A 26331-nucleotide genomic window follows, 5' to 3' on the forward strand; every position below is an offset into this window, starting at 1 on the left:
AGGCCGCACAACACTAACCCAGCACCATCGTACTCAACCGGCAGGTACAGCACCGCCGTCCCTGCTCGTCGAAGACCACAATCTCCCAGCTCTGGCTGGAACGCCCCAGATGAAGCGGCTGACACACCCCGCGCACCTTACCGTGCGACACCGCGCGATGATGGGTGGCGTTAAGTTCCGTTCCCACCACGCTCTGCCCGTCCCGGGTCATCAGAAACCCGGCCATCGAGCCGAGCGTTTCCGCCAGCGCCGTCGAGGCCCCGCCATGCAGCAGACCAAACGGCTGGTGGGTACGTGCGTCCACCGGCATCTCCGCTTCCAGCGTGTCGTCACCGAGGCGGGTATAGACGATGCCAAGATGCGCCACCAGGGTGTTCAGGCTGGTCGCGTTCAGTTCATCGAGGGATAAATGACGTTTCCAGATCATTACGCCCCCAGCGTGGAGCCACCGTCCACCACGATATCCTGCAGGGTGATATGGCTGGCGGCATCGGAGGCGAGGAACAGCACCGTACTGGCAATCTCCTGCGGACGGGCGATTTTGCCGAGCGGAATGCCGAGCTTAAACTGCGCGCCAAAGCCGCGAATACGCTGCTGCTCCGCATCGTCGCTTTTCCACAGCGTGCGCTGCATATCGGTGTCTGTTGAACCCGGCGACACCAGGTTGCAGCGCACGCCGCTGGACGCCAGCTCCAGTCCGACGGTCAATGCCAGGCTTTTCAGCGCCGCTTTCGAGGCGCCGTAGGCGCTCATGCCAATGCGCGGGGTATGCGCCGCATCCGAAGCCACCGTCACAATTGCCCCGCCCTGCTGACGGCGAAACTGGCCCATCGTCTGCTGGAACAGGTTAAACGCGCCGCCAACGTTGACCGCGAAGGTCTGCTGCCAGTCCGCCGACGAGAGCTGGTCGGTTGCCCCCATCCGCAGAATACCGGCCGCGTTAACCAGTACGTCCAGACGTTCAACGGTAGTGAGCAAACGACCACACACCTCGCTGACCTGCGCATCATTCGCCACGTCCAGCGCTTCGGTCGCAAAAGGATAATCGCCCAGCGGAAACGCCAGGTCGAACCCGGTTACCTGTGCGCCCGCCTCAGCGAACGCCAGCGCCGTCGCATAGCCAATGCCTTTACCCGCCCCCGTCACCCAGACGGTTTTACCGGTGAAGTCAAATCCCATTACAGCACCTCGCGGGAGAGCAGCGCCCACCAGGCGTCGAGAGTGGGATTTTTGGCCAGCATCACGAAATCAATGTCGCCATGCACTTTGCGCCAGCGGGCGGCCAGCGCCATCATGCGCACCGAGTCCAGACCGTAGTCGATCAGGTTTTCGTCATCCATCGGCTCGTCGGACTCGTCCAGCAGCGGCAGGATCATCTCACGCAGCGCGGCTTTTGAGGGCGGAACCGACGGCAGCAGCTCGTCGGTCATTACCACGCGGCCAGAGCGCCCGGCCACGTAGTTCAGCGACATCAGATGCTCATCGCGGGTAAAATCCGCCAGCGCGTCGGCAATAAAGAACGGTTTGATGTCGCGCATAAAGGCATCGGTGGCAGTGGTCATGCAGCCGATGTGGGCGTACACACCGGTAATCAGCAGCTGGTTGCGGCCCGTCTCTTTCAGCATCTGCTCCAGCGGCGAGCGATGAAACGCGCTGTAGCGCCACTTCACCAGCACGGTGTCCGCTTCGTCCGGCGTTAGCTGAGAGACGATACGCTGCTGCTCCGGCGAGCGGGTCAGGCCCGGCCCCCACATGTCGTTGAGCAGCGCGCGGTCTTCATCACTCTGCTCTTTCGGCTGGGCGGTGTAGTACACCGGAATATGATGCGCTTTGCAGTACGCGCGAAGTTTAGCGATGTTCGCCACCACCTGCTGCATCATCGCGCTGTTTTCGCCCCAGAAGTTCAGGAAGTATTCCTGCATATCGTGGATCAACAGCGCGGCGCGTTCAGGTTCAAAGGCCCAGTTCACTTTACTGGTTGGCAGCTCTGCGGCAGTTGGCAGCGCGTAAGCGGTTAATTTTGGGATAGTCATACTCTGTTCCTCAGCCCCGGGCGCGTTCAGCCAGCCACAGGCGCAACTGTTTCTTATCGACTTTGCCGACCGGCGTCAGCGGGAGCGCATCCACGCTCTCCACGCGGTCCGGCAGCTTGAATTCGGCAACGCCCTGCTCGCGCAGGAAGCGACGCACCTCGACCGCGCGCAGGGGTTGTTTCACCACCAGATACGCACAGCTCTTCTCGCCAAGCAGGCTGTCCTCCATGCTCACCAGCGCGGCGTGGATCACCGCCTCGTGGCGCAGCAGCAGGTTCTCGATCTCTTCGGCGGCGATCTTCTCGCCGCCGCGGTTGATCTGATCTTTCTCACGCCCCTGCACGGTGATGTAGCCCTGCTCGTCGATGGCGATCAGATCGCCCGAGCAGTAAAAACCCTCAACGTCGAAGGCGCTGGCGTTGTGTTCCGGGCTGTTAAAATAGCCGCGGAAGGTATAGGGCCCGCGCGTCATCAGACGACCGACTTCCCCGCGCGGAAGCGGGTTGCCGTGCTCGTCCGCGACCCACACTTCATCATCCGGGCACATCGGGCGGCCCTGCGTGTTGATGATGCGCTCCAGCGCGTCGTCGAGGGCGGTGTAGTTCACCAGCCCTTCCGCCATGCCGAACACCTGCTGCAGCTGGCAGCCAATCTCCGCCGGAATACGCGCCGCGAGCGTGGCGGAAAGACGCGCACCGCCCACCTGCAGCAATTTGAGAGACGTCAACTGCGCGTTGCCCACCCCGTCGGCGATGGCCTGCAGCCACAGGCTGACCGCCGGAGGAACCAGCGAGGTGACGGTAATCTGATGCTGTTCAATCAGCGGGAAGCAGAGCGTGGCGCTCGGATCGCTCGCCAGCACCACGCAGCCGCCCGCGGTAAAGACCCCTAACGATCCCGGCGAGCTCATGGCGTAGTTATGCGCCGCAGGCAGCGCGTTGAGGTAGCGAGTGTCGGCGGTAATGCCGCAAATTTCGTTGCTGCGGCGGATGCTGTAGTCGTAATCGTTGTGCGTGCGCGGGATGAGCTTGGGCGTGCCGGTGCTGCCGCCGGAAAGCTGGAAGAAGGCCACTTCATCGGCGGGCGTCGGGTTGGCAATAAAATTATCCGCCGGGCGGGAGATCGCCGCCTCCAGGGCATGCTCACCCCTGTCACCGCGTAGCAGGACGACGCGTACCGAACGGTGTTCATCCACGAAAGCATTGAGGAAATCATCGCCTGCGAACAGCGCGTGGTCGCGGTCGGCAATCAGCACGGCGGGTTTGATTTGCACAGCGTAGGCATTCAGCTCGCTGCGCTGGTGGCTAAAGAGCGCGTTAACCGGCGCGACGCCAATTTGCAGCAGCGCGAAGAAAGTCATGTAGAACTCGGCCACGTTGCCAAGCTGCACCAGCGCCGTCTCGCCGCGCTGCAACCCGCGCGCCTGAAGCGCTGAGGCCAGGTTGTTCACGGCCTGATTAAACGCGCGGTAGGTCACGCGACGTTCGCCATCGATAATCGCCACCGCATCGCTGTCCGCGCGATCGGTCAGGATGTGGGTTAACGGCAGATCCTGCCAGTAGCCTTTTTCTCGGTAGCGCCGGGCGAACGCCTCAGGCCAGCGGGTAAAGGGAATGGTCATCAGTCTTCCTTAGTGCAAACCAAAAACATTGAGCATGGTGGAGAGCTTCACACCGGTTTCACGCCACTCGCCCACCGGGGAGGAGGCAGGCACAATGCCCGCACCGGCAAACAGGCGAACGCGATTTTTATGCAGCCGCGCGCAGCGGATGGTCACCACCCACTCGCCGTTGCCTTCGCTGTCGCACCAGCCAACGATGCCGCCGAACAGTTCGCGGTCGAACGGCTCCAGCTCGGCAATCAGCGCTTTTGCCGCCTGATGCGGGAAACCGCTCAGGGCTGGCGTCGGGTGCAACAGGCAGGCCAGGGTCAGGGCGTTCTCGTTCTCGTTTTCGCGCGCCTCGCCTTCCACGGGCGTCGCCAGGTGCCACAGCGTCGGCGTGGTGATCAACTGCGGAGAGTCCGGCATGCTGAGGTGATGGCTCCGGGGCGCGAGAATGGCTTTCATCGCCTGGGTCACGAGGTCGTGCTCGTGGCGGTCTTTTTCGGAGGCCAGCAGCTTATTGCCCGCTTCACGATCCAGCACATCGTCCGGCTGGCGGCGCGCCGAGCCTGCCAGCGGCAGCGAACTAAAGTGCGCGCCCTCTTTGCGCAGCAGCAGCTCCGGGCTTGCCCCGAGCAGCACCCCGCCGTCTTCCAGCGGCACGTGAAAGTTAAAGCTCGCCGGGTTCTGGGCGATAAGACGCTCCATCAGGGCGCCGCTGTCCATCGGCTTGTCGGTCGCGATATCAATCAGGCGCGACAGCACCACTTTGTTCACCTGCGGCGTGGCGGTGAGCGACGCGGCGCGGGCGACCATCTCTTCAAACACGGGCTGCGGCGGGATCTCGGTGCGTTGTTCCACCTTCAGCGTCTGCGAGCCGGAAAAATAGCGCGCGGACTGCTGACGAGCAGGACGGGAAAAGGTCTGCCAGTGCTGCGGAATAAACAGCGATGAGGGCTTGCGGGTATCGAACGGGATCGCCCCAACCATCACCGGGTGAGCGATACCGCTGGCTTTGGCATTCCGGAAGGCCTGGGCTAATTTTTGCTGGAAATGACCCGTCGGATCGTCGCCGCCGACGGCGGGCTCATTGAAGCGGGAAAAGCAGCCTGACGTGGTAAAGCTGCGGTAAGGCGACATAAAGAAAAAGCGGTCTGATTGCAGCGTGCTTGCGGTGTGCTGAACTTCCTCAGCCAGGGACGTATCCATATCATCCTCCTCAAAATGATAAAAGAAGCAATAATGATTATCATTTATATTTTCGTCGGCTAACCTAATCCCACATCGCTTCGCTGTCAACCGTCGGGCAAATAACTTGTGCGACAAAAACTTGCATCCCTGCGCAGCAACCTTGAAAATGAGAAGCATTATCTTCAACAAAAACAGGATACCGCGCTGTGAGATGCCCTGCCGTTTACCGTACTCCCCTGCTTTTATTGGGACTTTTTGTTTTAGGACTTAACTCAGCCACCGCCGCCGACTGGCCCCGCCAGGTGACCGACAGCCGCGGCGTGCATACCCTGGAGAGCAAGCCGACGCGTATTGTCTCCACCAGCGTGACCTTAACCGGCTCCCTGTTGGCGATTGACGCCCCGGTCGTCGCCAGCGGTGCAACCGCGCCCAACAACCGCGTGGCGGACGCGCAGGGATTCCTGCGCCAGTGGGGGGATATTGCGAAACAGCGCAAGGTCGCACGGCTGTATATCGGCGAGCCGAGCGCCGAAGCGGTGGCAGCCCAGATGCCGGACCTGATTTTGATCAGCGCGACCGGCGGGGATTCCGCCCTGGCGCTGTACGACCAGCTCTCCGCCATCGCCCCGACGCTTGTCATCAACTACGACGACAAAAGCTGGCAGGAACTGCTGACCCAGCTCGGTACTATTACGGGTCAGGAAAAGCAGGCCGCTGGGCGCATTGCCGCATTTGATAAACAGCTTGCGCAGGTGAAGCAGCAGATGACACTGCCGCCGCAGCCGGTGAACGCCATCGTCTACACCGCCGCCGCGCACAGCGCCAATTTGTGGACCGCGGAATCGGCCCAGGGCAAGCTTTTGCACCAGCTGGGCTTTACGCTGGCAGACTTGCCTGTCGGGCTGCATACCTCAAAAAGCCAGGGCAAACGCCACGACATTATTCAGTTAGGGGGGGAAAGCCTGGCGACGGGGCTCAACGGCGAAGGGCTGTTTGTGTTTGCCGGGGACGAGAAAGACGTCGACGCGATTTATGCCAACCCGCTGCTGGCGCATCTGCCAGCGGTGAAGAACAAGCGCGTCTGGGCGCTGGGAACCGAGACTTTCCGTCTGGACTATTACAGCGCGATGCGGGTGTTAGACAGATTGAATACATTGTTTAAGTAGGTATTTTCCCTCCCTCTCCCTGTGGGAGAGGGCCGGGGTGAGGGCATCAGGCCGCACCGTTATTAAACACAACCTCCTGCCTGAATCGGCGCAATTCTGCCAACGACATCAATAAGATCCCGCCAATAGCGGCTAATACAAACCCGCTGCTGCTCGCCGATGCCACCGGGGTCATTATCGTCCCCAGGCCGCCGAGGATCGCCGCACCAATGGCATCGCCCGTCACGTTCTGCGCGGTCCACAGGCCGTTAATGCGCCCCAGCATCCCTTCCGGCGTCTGGGTCTGGATCAGGGTGTACTGTAACAGCGAGCTGATAGCGCTCAGCCAGCCGAAAATCACCAGGCACATCACGCCCAGCGCCCACACCGGCATCAGGCTGAAGAAGCCAATGGCGATAAACGAGGCCAGCGTGGCAAGCAGCATAATCAATCCCGGACGCGCGGTCTGCGCCAGGTTGCCGCTGGTCAGCGCACCGCACGCCGCGCCGAACGGAATGGCGGCGTAGAGAATGCCTATCTCCGAAGCGCTCATCTGCCACTCGCCCGCCAGTGCCGGGTACAACACGCGCACCGCACTCGCCATGGTCAGCAGGCCACCGAGCAGCGCAATCCCGCCGATCAGCGGGTTGCTGAACAGAAAACGAATGGCCGCCATCAGTGATTTCAGCGGATGCTCGCGCGGCTGCGGCGGCGGGGGCAGAAGCGGCAGGCGCAGCAGCGTCAGCGTGGTGATAAACGTGCCCGCCGCTGCCAGCCCGTAGTTCCAGGCCACGTTACCCGTTGCCAGCAGCAGGCCGCCGACCATAGGCGAAATCACCGAACCCAGACGGACGGTGAGCATGGTGATCGCCCCGGCCTGCATCAGGTTTTCGCGCCCCACCAGCGCAGGCGTGGCCGCCAGCAACGCCGTCACGCCTAGCGAGGCAAAGAAACCGTCCCACAGGCCAAGCGCGTAAATGGCCATCAGCGACGGCTCAGGCAGCAAGGCGTTCAGACACAACCCGACGAACCCCACCCCGCAGGTGCCGCGCGCCAGCAGGATCAGCTTTTTACGCTCGTAGCGGTCCGCCAGCACGCCGCCGACCATCAGGCCGATAAACATCGCCCCACCGGTTAAGGTGACCGAAAGGCCCACCAGCCAGCTGGAGTGCGTCATGGTCTGGATCTGTACCGGCACGGCCACGCCGAGCAGGCCGAGGGACAAAATGGAGATAAAGCGGGCGATAAACACAGCGCGATACGCCGGGTGTGTTTTAAGCAGGCCGAGGTTGAGCAGCCAGGATTTTTGATTCATGACAAAGCCTTGAGTGTAATTCTACCCTTTCCATGGGCGCACATGCTAACATAGCCAAATAAGATAGATAACGATAATCACTATCATTATCAAATCATGGATGTTGCTATGTCGTTTTCCTCTTCTTCGGTGCGCGCCCTTGCCGTGCCCGTTTTATTGCTGCTGTTAATTCTGGCGATTGCACTCAGCCTGCTGGTCGGCGCGAAGCCGCTGCCTGCATCCATTATCGTTGATGCACTCACCGGCACCTGCCAGAGCGCCGACTGCGTTATCGTGCTCGACGCCCGCCTGCCCCGTACGCTCGCCGGGCTGCTGGCCGGTGGCGCACTCGGTCTTGCCGGTGCGCTGATGCAAACCCTCACCCGTAACCCACTGGCAGACCCCGGCATTCTCGGCGTTAACGCCGGAGCCAGCTTTGCCATCGTGCTCGGCGCGGCGCTGCTCGGTTTGACCTCGCCATCTGAACAACTGGTGATGGCCTTCTGCGGCGCGCTGGCCGCCTCGCTGGTGGTGGCGTTTACCGGCAGCCAGGGCGGCGGCCAGTTGAGTCCGGTTCGCTTAACGCTGGCAGGCGTGGCGCTCGGCGCGGTGGTGGAAGGGCTATCCAGCGGCATCGCCCTGCTCAACCCGGACGTCTACGATCGGCTGCGTTTCTGGCAGGCCGGCTCGCTGGATATCCGCACGCTGGACACCTTAAAAGTGGTGGCGATCCCGGTGGTTATCGCCGCCGCCGTGGCGCTGTTTTTAAGCCGTGCGCTGAACAGCCTGAGTCTCGGGAGCGACACCGCCACCGCGCTCGGCAACCGCGTGGCGCGGACCCAGCTGACGGGATTACTGGTCATCACCGTTTTGTGCGGCAGTGCGACGGCGGTTGTCGGCCCGATAGCCTTTATCGGCCTGATGATGCCGCACATGGCGCGCTGGCTGGTGGGGGCGGATCACCGCTGGTCGCTGCCGGTGACGCTGCTGGCAACGCCCGCCCTGCTGCTGGTGGCCGATGTTGTGGGTCGTCTTCTGGTACCCGGCGAGCTGCGCGTCTCGGTGGTAAGCGCCTTTATCGGTGCGCCGGTGCTGATCTTCCTCGTGCGCCGTAAACGCGGAGGTGCTGCATGATGGTCCCGTCCCGTCGTTTAATGACCAGCGTCGCACTGCTGCTTATCGCCATTCTGCTGCTGGCGGTCTGGAGCCTGCGCAGCGGCGCGGTCACGCTCGATTTTACTCAGGTCTTTAACGCCCTGCTCGGCAGCGCACCGCGCAACCTCTCCCTGGTGGTCACCGAGTGGCGACTGCCGCGCGTGGCGATGGCGATTCTGGTGGGCGCGGCGCTCGGCGTCAGCGGTGCGATATTCCAGTCGCTGATGCGCAACCCGCTCGGCAGCCCGGACGTGATGGGCCTCAATACCGGCGCCTGGAGCGGCGTGCTGGTGGCGATGGTGCTGTTTGGTCAGCACCTGACGGCCATCACCTTTACGGCGATGGCGGGCGGCATTCTCACGTCTCTGCTTATCTGGGCGCTTGCCTGGCGCAACGGTATCGACACCTTCCGCCTGATCATCATCGGTATCGGCGTGCGCGCCATGTTGATGGCGTTTAATACCTGGCTGCTGCTGCAGGCCTCACTGGAAACCGCGCTCTCCGCCGGGCTGTGGTACGCCGGCTCGCTCAACGGCCTGACCTGGGGCAAAACCTGGCCCGCCGCGCCATTGATTGTGCTGATGTTTATTGCCGCGCTGCTGCTGGTGCGGCGCATGCGGCTGCTGGAGATGGGCGACGACAGCGCCTGCGCGCTGGGTGTCGGCGTTGAGCGCTCGCGCCTGATGCTGATGCTGGTGGCGGTCTTGCTGACCGCAGCCGCTACGGCCATCGCCGGGCCAATCTCATTTATCGCCCTGGTGGCACCGCATATCGCCCGTCGTCTTAGCGGCACCGCGCGCTGGGGTCTGACCCAGGCGGCGCTTTGCGGTGCGGTGCTGCTGCTGGCCGCGGATCTCTGCGCCCGGCAGCTGTTTATGCCTTATCAACTGCCGGTGGGCGTCGTGACCGTCAGCCTCGGCGGGATTTACCTCATCGTCTTGCTCGTTCAGGAGTCACGCAAGAAATGACCGATACCACCTCCCGCCTGCGCGGCGAAAACCTCACCCTCGGCTACGGCAAAAAAATCATTGCCCGTGATTTAACCGTCGCGATCCCGGACGGCCATTTTACGGCAATCATCGGCCCGAACGGCTGCGGTAAATCGACACTGCTGCGCACGCTAAGCCGCCTGATGACGCCGGTTGAGGGCAGCGTGTTCCTCGACGGCGAGCAGATCCAGCGCTTCACCAGCAAAGAGGTGGCCAGGCGCATCGGATTGCTGGCGCAAAACGCCACCACGCCGGGAGACATCACGGTGCTGGAGCTGGTTTCGCGCGGGCGCTACCCGCACCAGCCGCTGTTTACCCGCTGGCGTAAAGAGGATGAGGAGGCGGTCAACCGCGCAATGCGGGCGACCGGGATTACCGATCTCGCGCTGCAAAGCGTGGACACCCTCTCCGGCGGGCAGCGCCAGCGGGCGTGGATCGCGATGGTGCTGGCGCAGGAGACCGCCATCATGCTGCTGGACGAACCGACGACCTGGCTGGATATCAGCCATCAGATTGACCTGCTGGAGCTGCTGAGTGAGCTGAACCGCACGCAGGGGTACACCCTGGCGGCAGTGCTGCATGATTTGAACCAGGCGTGCCGCTACGCCACGCATCTGATTGCGCTGCGCGACGGCGAGATTGTGGCGCAGGGCGCGCCGAAGGAGATTGTGACGCCAGAGCTGATCGCGCGGATCTACGGCATGCGCTGCATGATTATTGACGATCCAGTGGCGGGGACGCCGCTGGTGGTGCCGTTAGGTCGGCGGTAATTGCCGGGTGGCGTCTACGCCTTACCCGGCCTACACTCAGCTCCCGTAGGCCCGGTAAGCGCAGCGCCACCGGGCAGTTTCACTACCCCAAAATCTCCCTCAACACCGACCCAATCTTCTCAAACGCCTGCGGTGAAATGATATCCACGTGGGCGCAATCCTGGCTGTACACCTCCAGTTCACCCACCCATGGCGCCCACGCAACCTGCGGATCCTGCGTGCGCGTGCGCTCGGCCACAAACAGCGTCGCTTTACCCTCGAAGCGCGCACTGTGTGCCGTGGTGAGCAAGCGCACCGCGTCAGCGTAGTTGCCCTCAATGGCGCTAAACAGCTCGCTGGAGCCCTGTCCCTGCTGAGCGGCGATAAACGCCTGTCGCTCGCGCTCGATTTCCGCCAGCACTGCCGGGTCGAGGCCGTTCGCCTCTTTCTCTGCCCAGTTCTGGGTTTCCGGCGGCCAGGTATCCAGCAGGCCGAGGAACGCGACGGCTTCCCCCTGTGCGTGCAGACGCGCGGCAATGCCCTGCGCCAGCGTGCCGCCGAGGGAATAACCGAACAGGTAATACGGCCCCTGCGGCTGCTGCTTACGTAACGTAGACAGGTGGCGCTCAATCACACCATCCAGATCCGCACACTGCTGCATCGGCCCGTCCGGACGCGGCGACTGAATGCCGACGATTGACCAGCGCGGGCTGAGGTAGCGAGCCAGCACGCTAAACTGCCAGGCGAAGCCGGATGCCGGATGGAAGCAGAACAGCGTCGGGCCGTCGCCCTCACGCAGCGGCAGAAGCGTTTCATACCCCAGACGCTGCGCCTGCGCGTCGCTCATCGACGAGTCCAGCAGCGCGCTGAGCTTGCTGACCGTGGAGGCGACCATAATCTGCCCCGGCGTGACCTTGCGGGCAAACGTGCGGCTCAGCTGTGCCGCGAGGCGCATCGCCAGCAGCGAGTGGCCGCCAAGGGCAAAGAAGTCGGCTTCGGTATCGTTGACCTCGCAGCCCAGCAGCGCGGCAAACGCCTGCGCGACGCCGATTTCGGTTGCGCTTTCCGGCGCGCGACCGGATGTTTTACCGGTCAGTTCCGGCAGCGGCAGCACCTTACGGTCGAGCTTGCCGTTGGCGCTTAACGGCAGCGCGCTGATTTGCAGCAGCACCACCGGCACCATATGCGGCGGCAGCTGTGCTTTGAGCGATGCCAGCAGCACGTCGCGATCCAGCGGCAGACCCGATTCAGAAACCACATACCCCACCAGCTGGCGCGCATCGCCGCCCGTCGCCGCCGCCTGATTGAACACGCAGGCGTGCGCCACGGCCTGGGCCACGTCCGGCAGCGACAGCAGCGCCCGGTCGATTTCACCGAGCTCGATGCGCTGGCCGCGAATTTTCAGCTGATCGTCGCTGCGGCCCAGATACTCCACCGCGCCGTTGTCCAGCCAGCGGGCCACGTCGCCGGTGCGGTACATCCGCTCGCCGGGCGCGAACGGATCGGCGATAAAGCGGCTGGCGGTCAGGTCCGGACGACCAAGGTACCCCTGCGCCAGCTGGATACCGGTGAGATACAGATCCCCCGCCACGCCAAACGGTACCGGGCGCATCATCGCATCCAGAATGCGCAGCCTCGTGTTCCACACCGGGAAACCGATCGGCACGCTGTTGCCTTCAACGGCCGCCAGTTCCGGGCCAAACGCCGGATACCAGCTGACGTCCACCGCCGCTTCGGTTGGACCATAGAGGTTATGCAGCGGCACATGGGTCAACGCTTCCCACTCACGGCACAGCGCCGTCGGCAGCGCTTCGCCGCTGCAGAACACCTGCTTAAGCGTGTTGCAGCACCCGACGTTTTCCGCGGTCAGCGAGGCGACAAACGCCGCCAGCATCGACGGCACAAAATGGGTAGTGGTTACGCCGTAGTGCGCGAAGAAGCTCTGCATCGCCTGCGGATCGCGGTGCGCATCCGGCCCGGCCATCACCAGCTTCGCCCCGGCGATAAAGGGCCACCAGAACTCCCATACAGACACGTCAAAGCTGCACGGCGTTTTCTGCGCCACTACGTCGCTCGCGTTCAGCGGGTAGTGATCCTGCATCCACTTCAGACGGTTAACGATAGCAGTATGCCCGACCATCACCCCTTTCGGACGCCCCGTCGAACCGGAGGTAAAGATGATGTACGCCGTCTGCTCCGGCTTCGCCAGGCGCAGCGGCTCAGCCCCCGCGGTCGGTAATAGTGTGTTGTAACTAAAGGAGGGAATCGGCAGATCGCTAAAGCGCGAACGCTGCTCGTCGGTGGTAATGAGCAGGGACGGCTTCGCGTCCTCCAGCATCATCCGCAGGCGGTCGTCCGGGTAGCCGGTGTCCAGCGGCAGCCACGCGACACCCGCTTCGACAATGCCGTGTAAGGCCAGCGTCAGGAACACCGAGCGCGGCAGCGCCACCGCCACGCTGTCGCCCGGCTTCACGCCGCGCTCACGTAGCAGGTTTGCCAGAGCCACCACCTGCTCACGCATCTGGCGATAGGTAAGCTCGATGTGCGCATCCGCCAGCGCGGGGGCGTCAGGCGTGTTGCTTGCCTGCTCCGCCACCAGATCGGCGAGCGTAGTGGACGGCAGCGCCAGCCCGGTATCGTTGATGCGCGCAAGCTGCGCATACTCCTGTTCCGAAACGGTCTCCACCTCGCCACAGCGCAGGTCCGGGTTGGCGGCAAACTGCATGAGCATCGCGTTCAGACGGGCAACATGACGGGTAAGCGTCGCTTCATCATAACGCAGCTTACTGGCGAGGATTTCAATACTGAGTCCCCCCTGTTCATCCGGGAACAGCGCCAGCTCAAGGTCATTCACCGGGCCGGTCGCCAGCGTGTGGGTGATGGCCTCCACACCGTCGAGTTCCAGCCGGTAGTCGAACACCTTCACGTTCAACACGGGGCCAAACAGGGGCTCGTCGCCCGCCGCCTTCCCGCTATCGCGCACGATCTGCTCGGCGTCGTAGCGCTGGTGGCGGCGCATTTTTTTTAGCTGGTTTGCCAGGCGCAGCGCCAGGTCCGGCAGGCTTTCCTGCGGATTGATATTCACCGCCAGCGGCAGGACGTTGAGCACTGGCCCGGTCGCGGTCAGCGCGGCCGATCCCATCCTGCGCATAAAGATAAACCCGGCGGCGTAGTCCAGCCGTCCGGTGAGGCGCCCTAGCCACAGCGTCACCAGCGCAAGCGCCAGTTCGGCGCGCTGCACCTGCCCTGCCGCCTGTACAAGCCGGCTAAAGGCGCGACCGTCAGTTACGATTTTCAGGCGCAGGATATCCGTTGTCGCGGCACGACCCGGCAGCGGCGCAGAAGAGAGCGAGACCGGCGAAGGCAGCTGCTTGCGCTGTTCGGCCCAGAAGGCACCATCGCGCCGCCAGGCTTCACTGTCGCGATAGCGCTGGTACTCTTCCACCACCTCCGCAAACGGCGTGAACGGAGACTCAGGCGTGGGTTCGCCCTTTTGCCATGCGGAATAAATTGCGGCAATCTGGCGGGCAATGGCCGGGAAACTGAAGCCATCCACCACCAGATGGTGATAACGCTGATACCAGTACCAGCTCTGCTCCCCCACCTGAATCAGCTGGTGAAATGCCAGCGGCTGGCCGCTGTCAACGCGCAGGTTCTGGTTGAGATCGGCCTCCATCAGCGCCATAGCAGCGTCATGCGAGTCGACGCGCACGATGGGCGGTTCCGGCAGAATGAAGGTTTCATCTACCCACTGCCATACCTCACCGTTCTCTTGCGTAAAGCGCGTGCGCAGGGTATCGGCCTGCATCATGCCTGCCGCAATGGCTTTTGCCATCAGCGGCGCGTCGATATCCCCTTTCAGCTCGGTGTAATGCGCCACGCTCCAGGCGTTTGGCAACGTGGACAGCTGTTCCGCCATCCAGATACCCGGCTGGGCGGCGACGAGAGGAAGACGGTTCATGCGTTCCCCTTTGCAAAATGAGACGGTTCCAGCGTTTGCCAGTGTTCCGCCAGCCACTGCTGGCACGCTTCCTGGGACTGTGCCTCGCACACCACACGCCACCCTGCCGGCAGTTCGCACTGCTGCGGCCACAGGCTGTACTGCCCGTGGTCGTTTTGCAAAATGGCAAACTGTCCCTGCGGATTATCGAAAGGATTGCTGAATTCCATACAGACTCCGTTATTGAATAAGCGGCTGCCAGAGGGTGATCAGCCCCTGCGTCAGCCCCCCGCGCCAGCAAAGCGCGTCGTGCCCGCCGTCAACCTGACGCCAGTAAACCTGCTGTTGCGCATGCAGTTCGGCGTAAATAGCCTGATTCGCATTGAAAATGAGCGGCTCGTTGCGCCCGGCCTCCAGGACAATACGCAGCCCACGCGCGGTTATCTCCCCCGCTCTGAGTTGTTCGATAAGGCGTCCCTCCTGCTGCCCGCCGCGATGCGGCCACCAGTAGGAGCCGGACTGGCTGAGCACGCAGCCAAAACGCTGCGGCCAGTTGAGGCCCGCATACAGGGAAGAGAGTCCGCCAAAGCTTTGGCCCGCCACCACCGTACGGTCGGCGCGGTCGCTGAACGGCGCGCGTTTTTTGACAAGCGGGAGAAGTTCTTCCTGCACCGCCAGCCAGAAATCGGGGTTACAGGGCAGTTCGCTGTTGCGATGCGCCATGTCGATCGCATCGATCAACACGTAGACGGCAGGCGGCAGCTTGCGCCCGGCAGTAAGCGACGCCAGCGCAGGCCAGACGGGCATGCTTTCGGCCCAGAACTGACCGTCGAGCAGCACGGCCAGCGGGCGTTCAGGGTTATCGTCCCCGGTGGTAAAAATCCATACTCGGCGGCGGTTTTTCAGGCGCGCGCTTTCCCATTCAATGCAGACCGGCGCGTTGTGAGGGGTATCGGAATGTTGCCAGCCCGGCTGAACCGGTGCTTCCGGCATCTCCAGCGCCGAGACGGCATGGCCGCGCCCGCCGCGCCAGCTCTGCGGATTTAGCGGGTCAGACACCGCGTGCGGCAGCAGTTTTCGCCAGCCTTCACGCAGCGCCATGCGGTCCGGTTTCTGGCCTGCGAACACGGCGTCGGCAAAATCGTTTTCATTCACAGAGGGGATAAAACAGTAGCTCCCGCGCCACGCGGGGGTGAACTCGCCCTGCCACTGCCAGACGTCGGTATCAGGAATGCGTTCGAGGGATTGCGGGCGGGCATTCTGGTGGTGATCGGTCACGCCGGTGACGTAGAGCCAGACGCGTTTGATCGGTGACGTTCTTTGCGTTCCTGCCGGGTCACGCCACCAGAACGTGACGCGATATTTCCCTTTTTCCCGTGTCCATTCAGGCCCGTTTTTCGACTGCCACCACGCTTCACTGCCCGTTGTTAACGCCGTCACCCTTATAACCTCATGTTTAACAGTCTTTTTTGTTTCAGAGCAAATTTTATTGATAATATTATTGATAACTATTTGCATTTGCAATAGCGTAGTGGCCGCGCTGTGGGAAGCGCTCATAAAACAACCATAAAAGCAGGACGTACAATGAATAAGAAGATTCACTCTCTGGCCTTGCTGGTCAATTTAGGGATTTACGGCGCCGCGCTGCCCGCGCTGGCAGACGATAACAACGCCTCCGCGCAGCACGAAGACACCATGGTCATTACCGCCGCCGAGCAGAACCTGCAGGCACCGGGGGTATCAACCATCACCGCCGATGAGATCCGTAAAAACCCGCCCGCGCGCGACGTGGCGGAAATCATCCGTACCATGCCGGGCGTGAACCTGACCGGGAACTCCACCAGCGGCCAGCGCGGGAATAACCGTCAGATTGATATTCGCGGCATGGGGCCGGAAAACACCCTGATCCTGATCGATGGCAAGCCGGTGACCAGCCGTAACTCTATCCGTCTGGGCTGGCGCGGCGAGCGTGATACCCGCGGCGATACCGGCTGGGTACCGCCAGAGATGATTGAGCGCATCGAAGTGATCCGCGGACCGGCAGCCGCGCGCTACGGCAACGGTGCGGCAGGCGGCGTGGTGAACATCATCACCAAAAAGTTCGACGACCAGTGGCATGGCTCCTGGAACACCTACCTGAATGCGCCAGAACACAAGGACGAAGGTTCCACCAAACGCACCAACTTCAGCCTGAGCGGCCCGCTTGGCGGCGATTTCAGCTTCCGCATGTTTGGTAACCTGGACAAAACGCAAGCCGACGCGTGGGACATCAACCAGGGTCACCAGTCTGAGCGTACCGGCGCCTACGCCAATACCCTGCCGGCTGGCCGGGAAGGTGTGGAGAACAAAGACATTAACGGAGTGGTCCGCTGGGACTTCGCGCCGATGCAGTCCCTGGAGTTTGAAGCAGGTTACAGCCGTCAGAACAACCTCTACGCGGGTGATACTCAGAACACCAACAACGACAACGCGCTGGTGAAAAAGAATTACGGCAAAGAGACCAACCGTATCTATCGCCAGAACTTCGCCGTTACCTGGAACGGCGGCTGGGATAACGGCATAACCACCAGCAACTGGGCGCAGTACGAGCACACCCGCAACTCCCGCCTGGGCGAAGGGCTGGCGGGAGGTCTGGAAGGCCTGTTCAACAGCAATAAATTCACCGACACTGACCTGGCCGACGTGATGTTGCACAGCGAGATCAACCTGCCGATTGATTTCCTCGTTAACCAGAACCTGACGCTGGGCACCGAATGGAACCAGCAGCGCATGAAGGACTCCACCTCCTTCACGCAAACCCTGCAGGGCGGCACTATCCCGGGGATGAGTAACGATCGCAGTCCGTACACCTCGGCAGAGATTTTCTCCCTGTTCGCCGAGAACAATATGGAGCTAACCGACAGCACCATGCTGACCCCGGCGCTGCGCTTCGACCATCACACCATCGTCGGCAACAACTGGAGCCCGTCCCTGAACCTGTCGCAAGGTCTGGGGGATAACTTCACGCTGAAGATGGGGATCGCGCGCGCCTACAAAGCGCCGAGCCTGTACCAGACCAACCCAAACTACCTGCTCTACAGCAAAGGCCAGGGCTGCTACGCCAGCTCCGATGGTGTGGGCTGCTACATGATGGGTAATGAGGATCTGAAGGCCGAAACCAGCATCAACAAAGAGATTGGTCTGGAGTGGAAGCGCGACGGCTGGCTGGCGGGCGTGACCTGGTTCCGCAACGACTACCGCGACAAGATTGAAGCGGGCTACGCGCCGATTGGTCACACCTCCTCCGGTAAAGTGCAGACCGATATCTACCAGTGGGAAAACGTGCCGAAAGCGGTGGTTGAAGGGCTGGAAGGATCCCTGAACGTGCCGGTCAGCGACACCATTAACTGGACCAATAACATCACTTACATGCTGCAGAGCAAGAACAAGGAGACCGGCGATCGTCTGTCGATTATCCCGGAGTACACGCTGAACTCGACCCTGAGCTGGCAGGTCCATCAGGACGTGTCGCTCCAGTCAACTTTCACCTGGTACGGCAAGCAGCAGCCGAAGAAGTACAACTACAAAGGTCAGCCGGTGACCGGTTCTGAAAAAGACGAAGTCAGCCCGTACAGCATCGTTGGCCTGAGCGCGACCTGGGACATGACCAAAAACGTCAGCCTGACCGGCGGCGTGGATAACGTCTTCGACAAGCGCCAGTGGCGTGCGGGTAATGCCCAGACCACGGGTAACGCCACCACCGGCGCGTATATGTACGGTGCAGGGGCGTATACGTATAATGAGCCGGGTCGCACCTGGTATATGAGCGTGAATACGCGTTTTTAAGGCACTGAAGTCAATCCTTCCCTCTCCCCTCAGGGGAGAGGGTCAGGGTGAGGGGAAAACCATGCACACCACCCACCGCACGCTCATTCTCGCCAACCACACCGTCCACCACATCACCTTCGATCCCACGACCTTCACCGAAGCCGATCTCCTCTGGCTCCCCCATCACGCTGAACTTGCAAACGCCGGACGCAAACGCAAAGCAGAGCATCTGGCCGGTCGCATCGCCGCCGCGCATGCTTTACCTGAACATACCGTTCCCGGCATCGGCCCCAGCGGCGAACCACTCTGGCCAGAAGGCATTTCAGGCAGCATCACCCACAGCGGCACGCAGGCAATGGCGGTTGTCGTCCATCATCCCGATGCGAGGGTGGGTATTGATTGCGAAGCCATACTTCCAGACAGTGAAGCCCGGGAAATCCAGGACGGTATTATTGATGCGCAGGAAGCGATGTGCCTGACGCGTTCGGGCTACCCTTTCGCGCTGGCGCTGACGCTGACGTTTAGCGCCAAAGAGAGTCTGTTTAAGGCGCTCTTTCCGCAGGTGAAGAATTTTATGGATTTTGACTGTGCTCGTATTACGCGACTCGATGAAAGAACACTTACGCTGGCGTTGACCCGCCCACAGGCGGATTTTAAAGAAAACACGCTATTTACACTTCACTGGTTACTTGATGGTAATCAAGTCATCACTTTGCTGTAACGCGCGTCAGGCATCGAAAATCTTTATTCAGCCACTCTTTCACTCCTTTTATTTCTCGCAATGCAAAAAACACTTTTTAGGAATATATCAATCTTCTTTTCCATTTCGGCAGGAGTAGGATAAAACCCCAATAACCACATTATTAAAATGGATTTATGATGCCGGTAAATGAACGCATTATTCCCACCTCAGGAACCCCGATTAACCCAGGCGGTATCCGACAACTCACCATCGGTGAGATAGCCCTCGCGAAGACGCTTTATGGTTACAGTATCCATTATCATCTGGTGTGGGTGCACAGGGAAAGTTATCTTCCTTTTAATCTCCAGCCTGTCGATATAGCGATGAGTCCCAATGGTGAGATGTGGTACAGAGAGGAAACGTATTCACCGGATTTTTCGTTAGAGAAAAGCCTCCGAAAAAAGCATCGATTCATGCATGAAATGATGCACGTCTGGCAGACACAAAAAGGAATGTTAGTCAGAACCAGGGGACTATTTTCTGGCATTGCTGACTATTCATACAGCTTAGATAAAGCAGATTTATTGCATTATGGTTTAGAGCAACAGGCATCAATAGTAAGTGACTATTGGTTATTGAAATACCATGGATTAAAAAACAATGAGCATTTGTTTGAATATCGTGATTTTAACCAAAATGAGACAATTTATTATCTTCTTCAGAAATACCAAGCGATTTTGAGAGGTTTTCCTGGATGAAAAAAATAATTACCTTGCTTAGTTTATGCATTTTACTGACGGGCTGTCCAGGAGGCAAACGTGCACCACATCCCAGAGCCACGTACATTAATGGGGATTATCTTTGTTTTAGCGTAAATAAAAAAGATAAACTTAATTACTATACAATTTATTCTAGTGAAGGTAACGATATAACTATCGTGACGGGTTCCGGAAGACAACAATTGAATCTTAACTACCCTGACAATTGCATAAATATCAATTGGAAATATGGATACACCTACGTAATTAACTATGGCCTGAATGGTGAAGATTATGAACATGAGTTTTTTATCGATAACGACGGGCAACTAACTAATCTGGGAGGATTATAATGTCACTACCCGCTTACCTATTTCTCTACGACGAGAACGGAATGCTCGTTCAGGGCGAATGTATGATGCCAGGTCGAGAAGGTGCTATCGAAATCATGAACAGCAGCTATGGTGTAAAACAAGCCGTCGATAGCCATACCGGAAATATGACCGGAACACGACAGCATGGCCCGGTTACGCTGCATAAGCAATTAGATAAGGTCAGTCCTTACCTTGCCATTGTCGCTTGCGAAGGAAGACGCCTGCAGAAAGCTATTATTAAATATTATGAAATTATTGAAGCGGGAGCAGAAAGAGAGATCTACACCATCACGCTTGATAGCGTGGTAATCTCATCTTTAGATTTTACACATGTATACTATCCAGGTAGTTCTGCGCCTAACATGCATGAAGTAGTAGGCCTGCGATTTCGGGGCATTCAATGGAACTATGTGAAAGGAAATATCAGATATGATGATGCATGGATGAAACCTGCGCAGAAAGAAAAACAGAATGGTGAATATAAATAAAATATTGCCCTTCAGTCCCATAGCACATTTAACGCCTGATGGCGCTTCGCTTATCAGGCCTACGGTAAACCGGTTTTGTAGGCCGGGTAAGGCATCGCCGCTACCCGGCATGAGGGATGCGACGATGCCTTTGTACGTTCTTCAGATCAAGCCTCAAACATCCGGAAACATCACGCTATTCCCCGGCGCTTCCCTGTGCAGATGGATAAAGTTCAGGTGCCGTTCATACTGGTCCAGAATGTCCGTAATCACCTGCTCCTTGCTGTAATCCATCAAATCATTTCCCTGACTCCCTTCCAGCAGGAAGGTCTCCAGCCGGTAGTAGGTCGATTTCCCGCTGCGCGCCCGGTAGGTAAACCCGGGCACCGAGTACTGCTGCGGCCAGATCTGGTAGACAAAGTTCTGCTCGTCGCCCATATGCACCAGCAGATCCAGATGCCCCAGGTTTTCCCCCTCTTCCGGCGGCAGGTTTTTCAGCTCCACATAAGCACCACGCAGTTTCAGCTCCTGCGCCACCTCCTCCATCGCCGGGAAACAGACCGTCTCCATCATCTGGCGTGTGTAGCGCGTGCCCGGGTAGTTCATCAGACGCGACAGACGTTTCTTCCAGCTCAGCCTGTCCTGCGCCCCCATCGGACGTGGCGCGGTGTCGCGGCTGGCGCTGACGCGGCGGTAATCTTCCACTTTGAGCGATTTATACAACCCGGCCATCACGAAGAAGATGACGAAGCTGAACGGCAGCCCCATGATCACCGTGGTGTTCTGCAGGGCGGAAATGCCGTTGGTCATCAGCATGCCGAGCGTCAGCAGGCCGATGGCGACGGACCAGAAGATGCGCAGCCAGTTTGGCGCGTCGCTGTTGATGTCCTTAAGCTTCGAGGTGAAGTTGCCCAGCACCAGCGCGCCGGAATCCGCCGAGGTGACGTAGAACAGCAGGCCGGTAATGGTCGCCACGGACGCGCTAAAGGTAAACGCTGGATACTGCGCCAGCAGGCTGTAGAAGCCGCGCTCCGGGTGCGCCATCGCTTCCTGCGCAAAGGTCGCGTTGCCGTGGATAATCTCATGCAGCGCGCTGTTACCAAACACCGACAGCCACAGCAGTGTAAAGGTGAACGGGATAATCAGCGTGCCCATCACAAACTGACGGATGGTGCGGCCACGTGAAATACGCGCCAGGAACAGGCCAACGAACGGCGACCACGCCACCCACCACGCCCAGAAGAAGAGCGTCCAGTTGTTCATCCACTCCACCGGACGATCAAAGGCGAAGCTGTTCAGCGTCATGCCCATAAAGCGGTTCACGTAGTCGCCCACGTTCAGCACTAAGGCATTGAGCAGGAACGAGGTATCGCCCATAAACAACACGAACAGGATCAGACCCAGCGCCAGCGCGACGTTCAGCTCGGAGAGCACGCGGATGCCCTTATCCACGCCGGAGGTCACCGAAATGGTGGCGATAATCACCGAGAGCGCAATCAGCGCCGCTTTCGCCGCCATCGAATCCGGAATATCAAACAGCACGCTCAGCCCATAGTTGAGCTGCACCACGCCAATCCCCAGCGTGGTGGCGATCCCGAAGATGGTGCCGATCACCGCTGCAATATCCACGCTGTGGCCAATCGGGCCGTTTATTTTTTTCCCGAATATCGGGTACAGCGCGGAGCGGATGGTCAGAGGCAAATTATAACGGTAGCTAAAGTATCCCAGCGCCATCCCCATCAGGGCGTACATCGACCAGCCGGTCAGGCCGTAGTGGAACAGGGTCCAGACCATCGCCTGGCGCGCGGCCTCCATCGTCTGCCCCGCCCCTTCCGGCGGCTGCATATACTGCGTGACCGGTTCGGCCACGGAGAAGAACATCAGATCGATGCCGATACCTGCGGCAAACAGCATCGCCGCCCAGCTCAGCAGGCTGAACTCGGGTTTTGAGTGCTCGGGTCCAAGCTTCACGGAGCCGAAACGCGAGCAGGCCACGCAGACCACAAAGACGATATAGAGCGTCGCCGCCAGTAAGTAGTACCAGCCGAAGGTCTTCGACACCCAGTTCAGGGTGCGTCCAATCCACTCGGCAGAGAAGTTGCTAAAGAAGATCGTCGTCAGGGAAAACAACAAAATCAGTCCTGCGGAAGTATAAAAAACAACCGGATTGATTTTGTCCTTTTCTCTGTTTTGCGAAAGATCTGTCATCCAGTATCCCCACTGTTTTTGTAACTATTAAAATCCAAATCCGCAACAATTAAGACACATTTTATATTGAACGTCCAATCAAAAACCGCTTTAATGGTTAACCAACGCTGATGAATGGAGTGGCAATAATGCCCAAAGTGGGGATGCAGCCGATCCGGCGCAGGCAACTGATCAACGCCACGCTGGAAGCAATAAATGAAGTGGGAATGCATGACGCGACGATCGCGCAGATCGCCCGTCGCGCAGGCGTTTCCACGGGGATCATCAGTCACTACTTCAAAGACAAAAACGGTCTACTGGAAGCGACCATGCGCGACATCACCGGCCAGCTGCGCGACGCGGTATTAAGCCGCCTGCACGCCCTGCCGGACGGCAGCGCGGAGCAGCGCCTGCAGGCGATTGTCGGCGGTAACTTTGATGAAACCCAGGTCAGCAGCGCGGCGATGAAGGCCTGGCTGGCCTTCTGGGCGAGCAGCATGCACCAGCCGATGCTCTACCGCCTGCAGCAGGTGAGCAGCCGCCGTCTGCTCTCAAACCTGGTGTACGAGTTCCGCCGCGAACTGCCGCGCGAACAGGCCCAGGAAGCGGGCTACGGGCTGGCGGCACTGATTGACGGCCTGTGGCTGCGTGCCGCCCTGAGCGGTAAACCGCTGGATAAAAATCTGGCCCAGTCGCTCACCAGCCACTTCATCAGCCAGCATTTACCGACCGAATAACCGAGGAGAATTTATGTCCCGAATGGCAGAACAGCAGCTTTATATCAATGGTGGTTATACATCCGCCACCAGCGGTCGCACCTTCGAGACCATTAACCCGGCCAACGGTGAAGTCCTGGCAAGCGTGCAGGCCGCCGGGCGCGAGGATGTGGACCGCGCCGTGGAAAGCGCAAAGCGCGGGCAAAAGATCTGGGCGGCAATGACTGCGATGGAGCGTTCGCGCATTCTGCGTCGCGCCGTCGACATCCTGCGCGAGCGTAACGACGAGCTGGCAAAGCTGGAAACCCTCGACACCGGTAAAGCGTATTCCGAAACCTCAACCGTGGACATCGTCACCGGCGCGGACGTGCTGGAGTATTACGCGGGGCTGATCCCGGCGCTGGAAGGCAGCCAGATCCCCCTGCGCGAGACGTCGTTCGTCTATACCCGCCGCGAACCGCTGGGCGTAGTGGCGGGCATCGGCGCGTGGAACTACCCGATCCAGATCGCCCTGTGGAAATCCGCCCCGGCGCTGGCAGCAGGTAACGCGATGATCTTCAAGCCAAGCGAAGTGACCCCGCTCACCGCCCTGAAACTTGCCGAAATCTATACCGAAGCGGGTCTGCCGGACGGCGTGTTTAACGTCCTGCCGGGCGTGGGTGCGGAGACCGGCCAGTACCTCACTGAACATCCGGGTATCGCTAAAGTCTCCTTTACCGGCGGCGTCGCCAGCGGCAAAAAAGTGATGGCCAACGCGGCGGGCTCGTCCCTGAAAGAGGTGACGATGGAGCTGGGTGGCAAATCTCCGCTGATTATTTTCGACGATGCGGATCTCGATCTCGCGGCCGACATCGCCATGATGGCGAACTTTTTCAGCTCCGGCCAGGTGTGCACCAACGGCACCCGCGTGTTCGTCCCCGCAAAGGTTAAGGCGGCGTTTGAGCAGAAAATCGTTGAGCGCGTGGGCCGCATCCGCGCGGGCGATCTGTTCGATGAACGCACCAACTTTGGCCCGCTGGTCAGCTTCCCGCACCGTGACAATGTGCTGCGCTACATCGCCAAAGGCAAAGCAGAAGGCGCGCGCGTGCTGTGTGGCGGCGACGTGCTGAAGGGCGAAGGTTTTGATAACGGCGCGTGGGTAGCCCCGACCGTGTTCACTGACTGCACCGACGAGATGACCATCGTGCGCGAGGAGATCTTCGGCCCGGTGATGTCCATCCTCACCTACGCGTCCGAGGAAGAAGCGATCCGCCGCGCCAACGACACCGACTACGGTCTGGCGGCGGGTATCGTCACGGCCGACCTGAACCGCGCCCACGGCGCCATTCATCAGCTCGAAGCGGGCATCTGCTGGATCAACACCTGGGGGGAATCCCCGGCGGAGATGCCGGTTGGCGGCTACAAACACTCCGGCATTGGCCGCGAGAATGGGGTGATGACGCTGCAAAGCTACACCCAGGTGAAGTCCATCCAGGTTGAGATGGGTAAATTCCAGTCCATATTTTAACCGGGAGGTTTTTTTGCAATTTGACTACATCATTATCGGAGCTGGCTCTGCCGGCAACGTTCTGGCGACACGACTGACTGAAGATCCGGCTACCACCGTCCTGCTGCTTGAGGCGGGCGGCCCGGATTACCGCTTTGACTTCCGCACCCAGATGCCCGCCGCGCTGGCGTTTCCGCTGCAGGGCAAGCGCTACAACTGGGCGTACGAAACCGAACCTGAGCCGTACATGAACAACCGCCGCATGGAGTGCGGACGCGGCAAAGGGCTGGGCGGCTCGTCGCTGATCAACGGCATGTGCTACATCCGCGGTAACGCGATGGATCTGGACAACTGGGCCAAAGAGCCAGGTCTGGAACACTGGAGCTATCTCAACTGCCTGCCCTACTACCGCAAGGCAGAAACCCGCGACGTGGGCCCGAACGACTACCACGGCGGCGACGGCCCGGTGAGCGTCACCACCTCTAAGTCGGGCGTGAACCCGCTGTTTGAAGCGATGGTGGAAGCGGGCGTACAGGCGGGCTATCCGCGCACCGACGACCTCAACGGCTACCAGCAGGAAGGCTTCGGCCCGATGGACCGCACGGTCACGCCGCAGGGCCGACGCGCCAGCACCGCGCGCGGCTATCTCGATCAGGCCAAACAGCGTCCGAACCTGACCATCCGCACCCACGCCATGACCGATCGCATTCTGTTTGACGGCAAACGTGCGTCAGGCGTCGAGTGGCTGGAGGGCGAAAGCACTATTCCGTCCAGAGCGACGGCGAAAAAAGAGGTGCTGCTGTGTGCAGGCGCGATTGCTTCGCCGCAGATCCTTCAGCGCTCCGGCGTGGGCAACGCGGACCTGCTGAAGCAGTTCGATATTCCGCTGGTCCACGACCTGCCCGGCGTGGGCGAAAACCTGCAGGATCACCTGGAGATGTACCTCCAGTACGAATGCAAAGAGCCGGTCTCCCTGTACCCTGCCCTGCAGTGGTGGAACCAGCCGAAGATTGGCGCCGAGTGGCTGTTTGGCGGCACCGGCGTGGGGGCGAGCAACCACTTCGAGGCGGGCGGGTTTATCCGCAGCCGCGAGGAGTTTGAATGGCCGAACATTCAGTACCACTTCCTGCCGGTAGCCATTAACTACAACGGTTCAAACGCGGTAAAAGAGCACGGCTTCCAGTGCCACGTGGGCTCCATGCGTTCGCCAAGCCGTGGGCACGTGCGTATTAAATCGCGCGATCCGCACCAGCATCCGGCGATCCTGTTCAACTATATGTCCCACGAGCAGGACTGGCAGGAGTTCCGCGATGCGATCCGCATCACCCGTGAGATCATGCACCAGCCGGCGCTGGACAAATACCGCGGCCGCGAAATCAGCCCGGGTATCGAATGCCAGACCGACGAGCAGCTGGACGAGTTCGTGCGTAACCACGCCGAAACCGCCTTCCACCCGTGCGGGAGCTGCAAAATGGGCTATGACGAGATGGCGGTGGTCGACGGCGAAGGCCGCGTTCACGGGCTGGAAGGGTTACGGGTGGTGGATGCGTCGATTATGCCGCAAATCATTACCGGCAACCTGAACGCCACGACCATCATGATTGGCGAGAAAATTGCCGACGCCATTCGCGGGCGCGAGCCACTGGCGAAGAGTACGGCGGCATATTATGTGGCGAACGGGGCACCGGTTCGCCGTTGAGTTGCCTGATGCCCTCACCCCGGCCCTCTCCCACAGGGGTGAGGGATCCCCAGTAG

The 26331-nt window shown here is 60.1% G+C and carries 22 protein-coding genes; 12 read left to right on the plus strand and 10 right to left on the minus strand.

Annotation, left to right across the window (positions count from 1 at the left end):
• Positions 1-13 precede the first annotated feature (13 nt).
• Genes entH through entC form a run of 5 tightly spaced genes read right to left on the minus strand, consistent with a single transcriptional unit; the run spans position 14 to position 4845 of the window.
• Positions 14-427, minus strand: coding sequence for a proofreading thioesterase EntH (gene entH / locus C5687_RS07880; RefSeq protein WP_104556702.1), 414 nt, complete (start codon positions 425-427; stop codon positions 14-16).
• Complete coding sequence (entA, locus tag C5687_RS07885) at positions 427-1179, minus strand: 2,3-dihydro-2,3-dihydroxybenzoate dehydrogenase EntA (RefSeq protein WP_104556703.1); 753 nt, start codon at positions 1177-1179, stop codon at positions 427-429. The genes entH and entA overlap by 1 nt, the downstream gene beginning before the upstream one ends.
• Entirely contained in the window at positions 1179-2033 is an 855-nt protein-coding gene (locus C5687_RS07890; RefSeq protein WP_095441060.1) for an isochorismatase, read from the minus strand. Before C5687_RS07890 ends, entA begins: the two co-directional genes overlap by 1 nt.
• A gap of 10 nt (positions 2034-2043) precedes the next feature.
• On the minus strand, positions 2044-3654 hold the full coding sequence (gene entE, locus C5687_RS07895; RefSeq protein WP_104556704.1) for a (2,3-dihydroxybenzoyl)adenylate synthase EntE: 1611 nt from the start codon (positions 3652-3654) through the stop codon (positions 2044-2046).
• 9 nt (positions 3655-3663) lie between these two features.
• The gene (entC, locus tag C5687_RS07900; protein ID WP_104556705.1) at positions 3664-4845 is read right to left on the minus strand and encodes an isochorismate synthase EntC; all 1182 of its coding nucleotides are present in this window, start codon (positions 4843-4845) and stop codon (positions 3664-3666) included.
• Positions 4846-5033: 188 nt separating this feature from the next.
• Between entC and fepB the strand changes: the two genes are divergently transcribed.
• A complete protein-coding gene (gene fepB, locus C5687_RS07905) occupies positions 5034-5993 on the plus strand; it encodes a Fe2+-enterobactin ABC transporter substrate-binding protein (protein WP_104556706.1) in 960 nt (319 codons plus the stop codon).
• 46 nt (positions 5994-6039) lie between these two features.
• Here the strand turns inward: fepB and entS are convergent, their stop codons facing one another.
• Positions 6040-7287, minus strand: coding sequence for an enterobactin transporter EntS (gene entS, locus C5687_RS07910; protein ID WP_104556707.1), 1248 nt, complete (start codon positions 7285-7287; stop codon positions 6040-6042).
• A 108-nt stretch (positions 7288-7395) separates the two neighbouring features.
• Here entS and fepD point away from each other — a divergent pair, with 108 nt between their 5' ends.
• From fepD to fepC, 3 genes are read left to right on the plus strand one after another with little or no spacing between them, the layout of a single operon-like run.
• Positions 7396-8400 carry a Fe(3+)-siderophore ABC transporter permease gene (gene fepD, locus C5687_RS07915; RefSeq protein ID WP_104556708.1) on the plus strand — a complete coding sequence of 335 codons (1005 nt, stop codon included), beginning with the start codon at positions 7396-7398 and terminating at the stop codon, positions 8398-8400.
• Positions 8397-9389: an iron-enterobactin ABC transporter permease gene (fepG, locus tag C5687_RS07920; RefSeq protein WP_104556709.1), complete on the plus strand. Its 993-nt coding sequence runs from the start codon at positions 8397-8399 to the stop codon at positions 9387-9389. Before fepD ends, fepG begins: the two co-directional genes overlap by 4 nt.
• Positions 9386-10180, plus strand: a complete 795-nt coding sequence (gene fepC / locus C5687_RS07925; RefSeq protein WP_104556710.1) for an iron-enterobactin ABC transporter ATP-binding protein — start codon at positions 9386-9388, stop codon at positions 10178-10180. The genes fepG and fepC overlap by 4 nt, the downstream gene beginning before the upstream one ends.
• 82 nt (positions 10181-10262) lie before the next feature.
• Here the strand turns inward: fepC and entF are convergent, their stop codons facing one another.
• Genes entF through fes form a run of 3 tightly spaced genes read right to left on the minus strand, consistent with a single transcriptional unit; the run spans position 10263 to position 15539 of the window.
• Entirely contained in the window at positions 10263-14120 is a 3858-nt protein-coding gene (gene entF / locus C5687_RS07930) for an enterobactin non-ribosomal peptide synthetase EntF (protein WP_104556711.1), read from the minus strand.
• Entirely contained in the window at positions 14117-14329 is a 213-nt protein-coding gene (locus C5687_RS07935; protein WP_104556712.1) for an MbtH family protein, read from the minus strand. The genes entF and C5687_RS07935 overlap by 4 nt, the downstream gene beginning before the upstream one ends.
• Before the next feature lie 10 nt (positions 14330-14339).
• Complete coding sequence (gene fes, locus C5687_RS07940) at positions 14340-15539, minus strand: enterochelin esterase (RefSeq protein WP_095452351.1); 1200 nt, start codon at positions 15537-15539, stop codon at positions 14340-14342.
• Between the two features lie 144 nt (positions 15540-15683).
• On the opposite strand from fes, the gene C5687_RS07945 reads away from it, so the two are divergent.
• The 5 genes from C5687_RS07945 to C5687_RS07965 all read left to right on the plus strand — a co-directional run bounded on the left by C5687_RS07945 (position 15684) and on the right by C5687_RS07965 (position 20208).
• On the plus strand, positions 15684-17924 hold the full coding sequence (locus tag C5687_RS07945; RefSeq protein ID WP_047957982.1) for a TonB-dependent siderophore receptor: 2241 nt from the start codon (positions 15684-15686) through the stop codon (positions 17922-17924).
• 61 nt (positions 17925-17985) lie between these two features.
• Positions 17986-18627: an enterobactin synthase subunit EntD gene (gene entD / locus C5687_RS07950; protein ID WP_104556713.1), complete on the plus strand. Its 642-nt coding sequence runs from the start codon at positions 17986-17988 to the stop codon at positions 18625-18627.
• 158 nt (positions 18628-18785) lie between these two features.
• Positions 18786-19346: a hypothetical protein gene (locus C5687_RS07955; protein ID WP_047957980.1), complete on the plus strand. Its 561-nt coding sequence runs from the start codon at positions 18786-18788 to the stop codon at positions 19344-19346.
• Positions 19343-19699 (plus strand): putative T6SS immunity periplasmic lipoprotein, encoded by a 357-nt coding sequence (locus tag C5687_RS07960; RefSeq protein WP_047957979.1) that lies wholly within the window; start codon positions 19343-19345, stop codon positions 19697-19699. Before C5687_RS07955 ends, C5687_RS07960 begins: the two co-directional genes overlap by 4 nt.
• Entirely contained in the window at positions 19699-20208 is a 510-nt protein-coding gene (locus tag C5687_RS07965) for an Hcp family type VI secretion system effector (RefSeq protein ID WP_059386208.1), read from the plus strand. Before C5687_RS07960 ends, C5687_RS07965 begins: the two co-directional genes overlap by 1 nt.
• Before the next feature lie 153 nt (positions 20209-20361).
• Here C5687_RS07965 and betT read toward each other — a convergent pair whose 3' ends face one another.
• A complete protein-coding gene (gene betT, locus C5687_RS07970) occupies positions 20362-22395 on the minus strand; it encodes a choline BCCT transporter BetT (protein WP_025759672.1) in 2034 nt (677 codons plus the stop codon).
• 128 nt (positions 22396-22523) lie between these two features.
• Here betT and betI point away from each other — a divergent pair, with 128 nt between their 5' ends.
• Genes betI through betA form a run of 3 tightly spaced genes read left to right on the plus strand, consistent with a single transcriptional unit; the run spans position 22524 to position 26275 of the window.
• Positions 22524-23111, plus strand: a complete 588-nt coding sequence (gene betI / locus C5687_RS07980; protein WP_059386207.1) for a transcriptional regulator BetI — start codon at positions 22524-22526, stop codon at positions 23109-23111.
• A gap of 13 nt (positions 23112-23124) precedes the next feature.
• Positions 23125-24597, plus strand: a complete 1473-nt coding sequence (betB, locus tag C5687_RS07985; RefSeq protein ID WP_025759675.1) for a betaine-aldehyde dehydrogenase — start codon at positions 23125-23127, stop codon at positions 24595-24597.
• 13 nt (positions 24598-24610) lie between these two features.
• The gene (betA, locus tag C5687_RS07990) at positions 24611-26275 is read left to right on the plus strand and encodes a choline dehydrogenase (protein WP_104556714.1); all 1665 of its coding nucleotides are present in this window, start codon (positions 24611-24613) and stop codon (positions 26273-26275) included.
• The last annotated feature ends 56 nt before the right edge of the window (positions 26276-26331 follow it).

It is taken from the genome of Enterobacter sichuanensis (assembly GCF_002939185.1).
GTDB lineage: Bacteria > Pseudomonadota > Gammaproteobacteria > Enterobacterales > Enterobacteriaceae > Enterobacter > Enterobacter sichuanensis.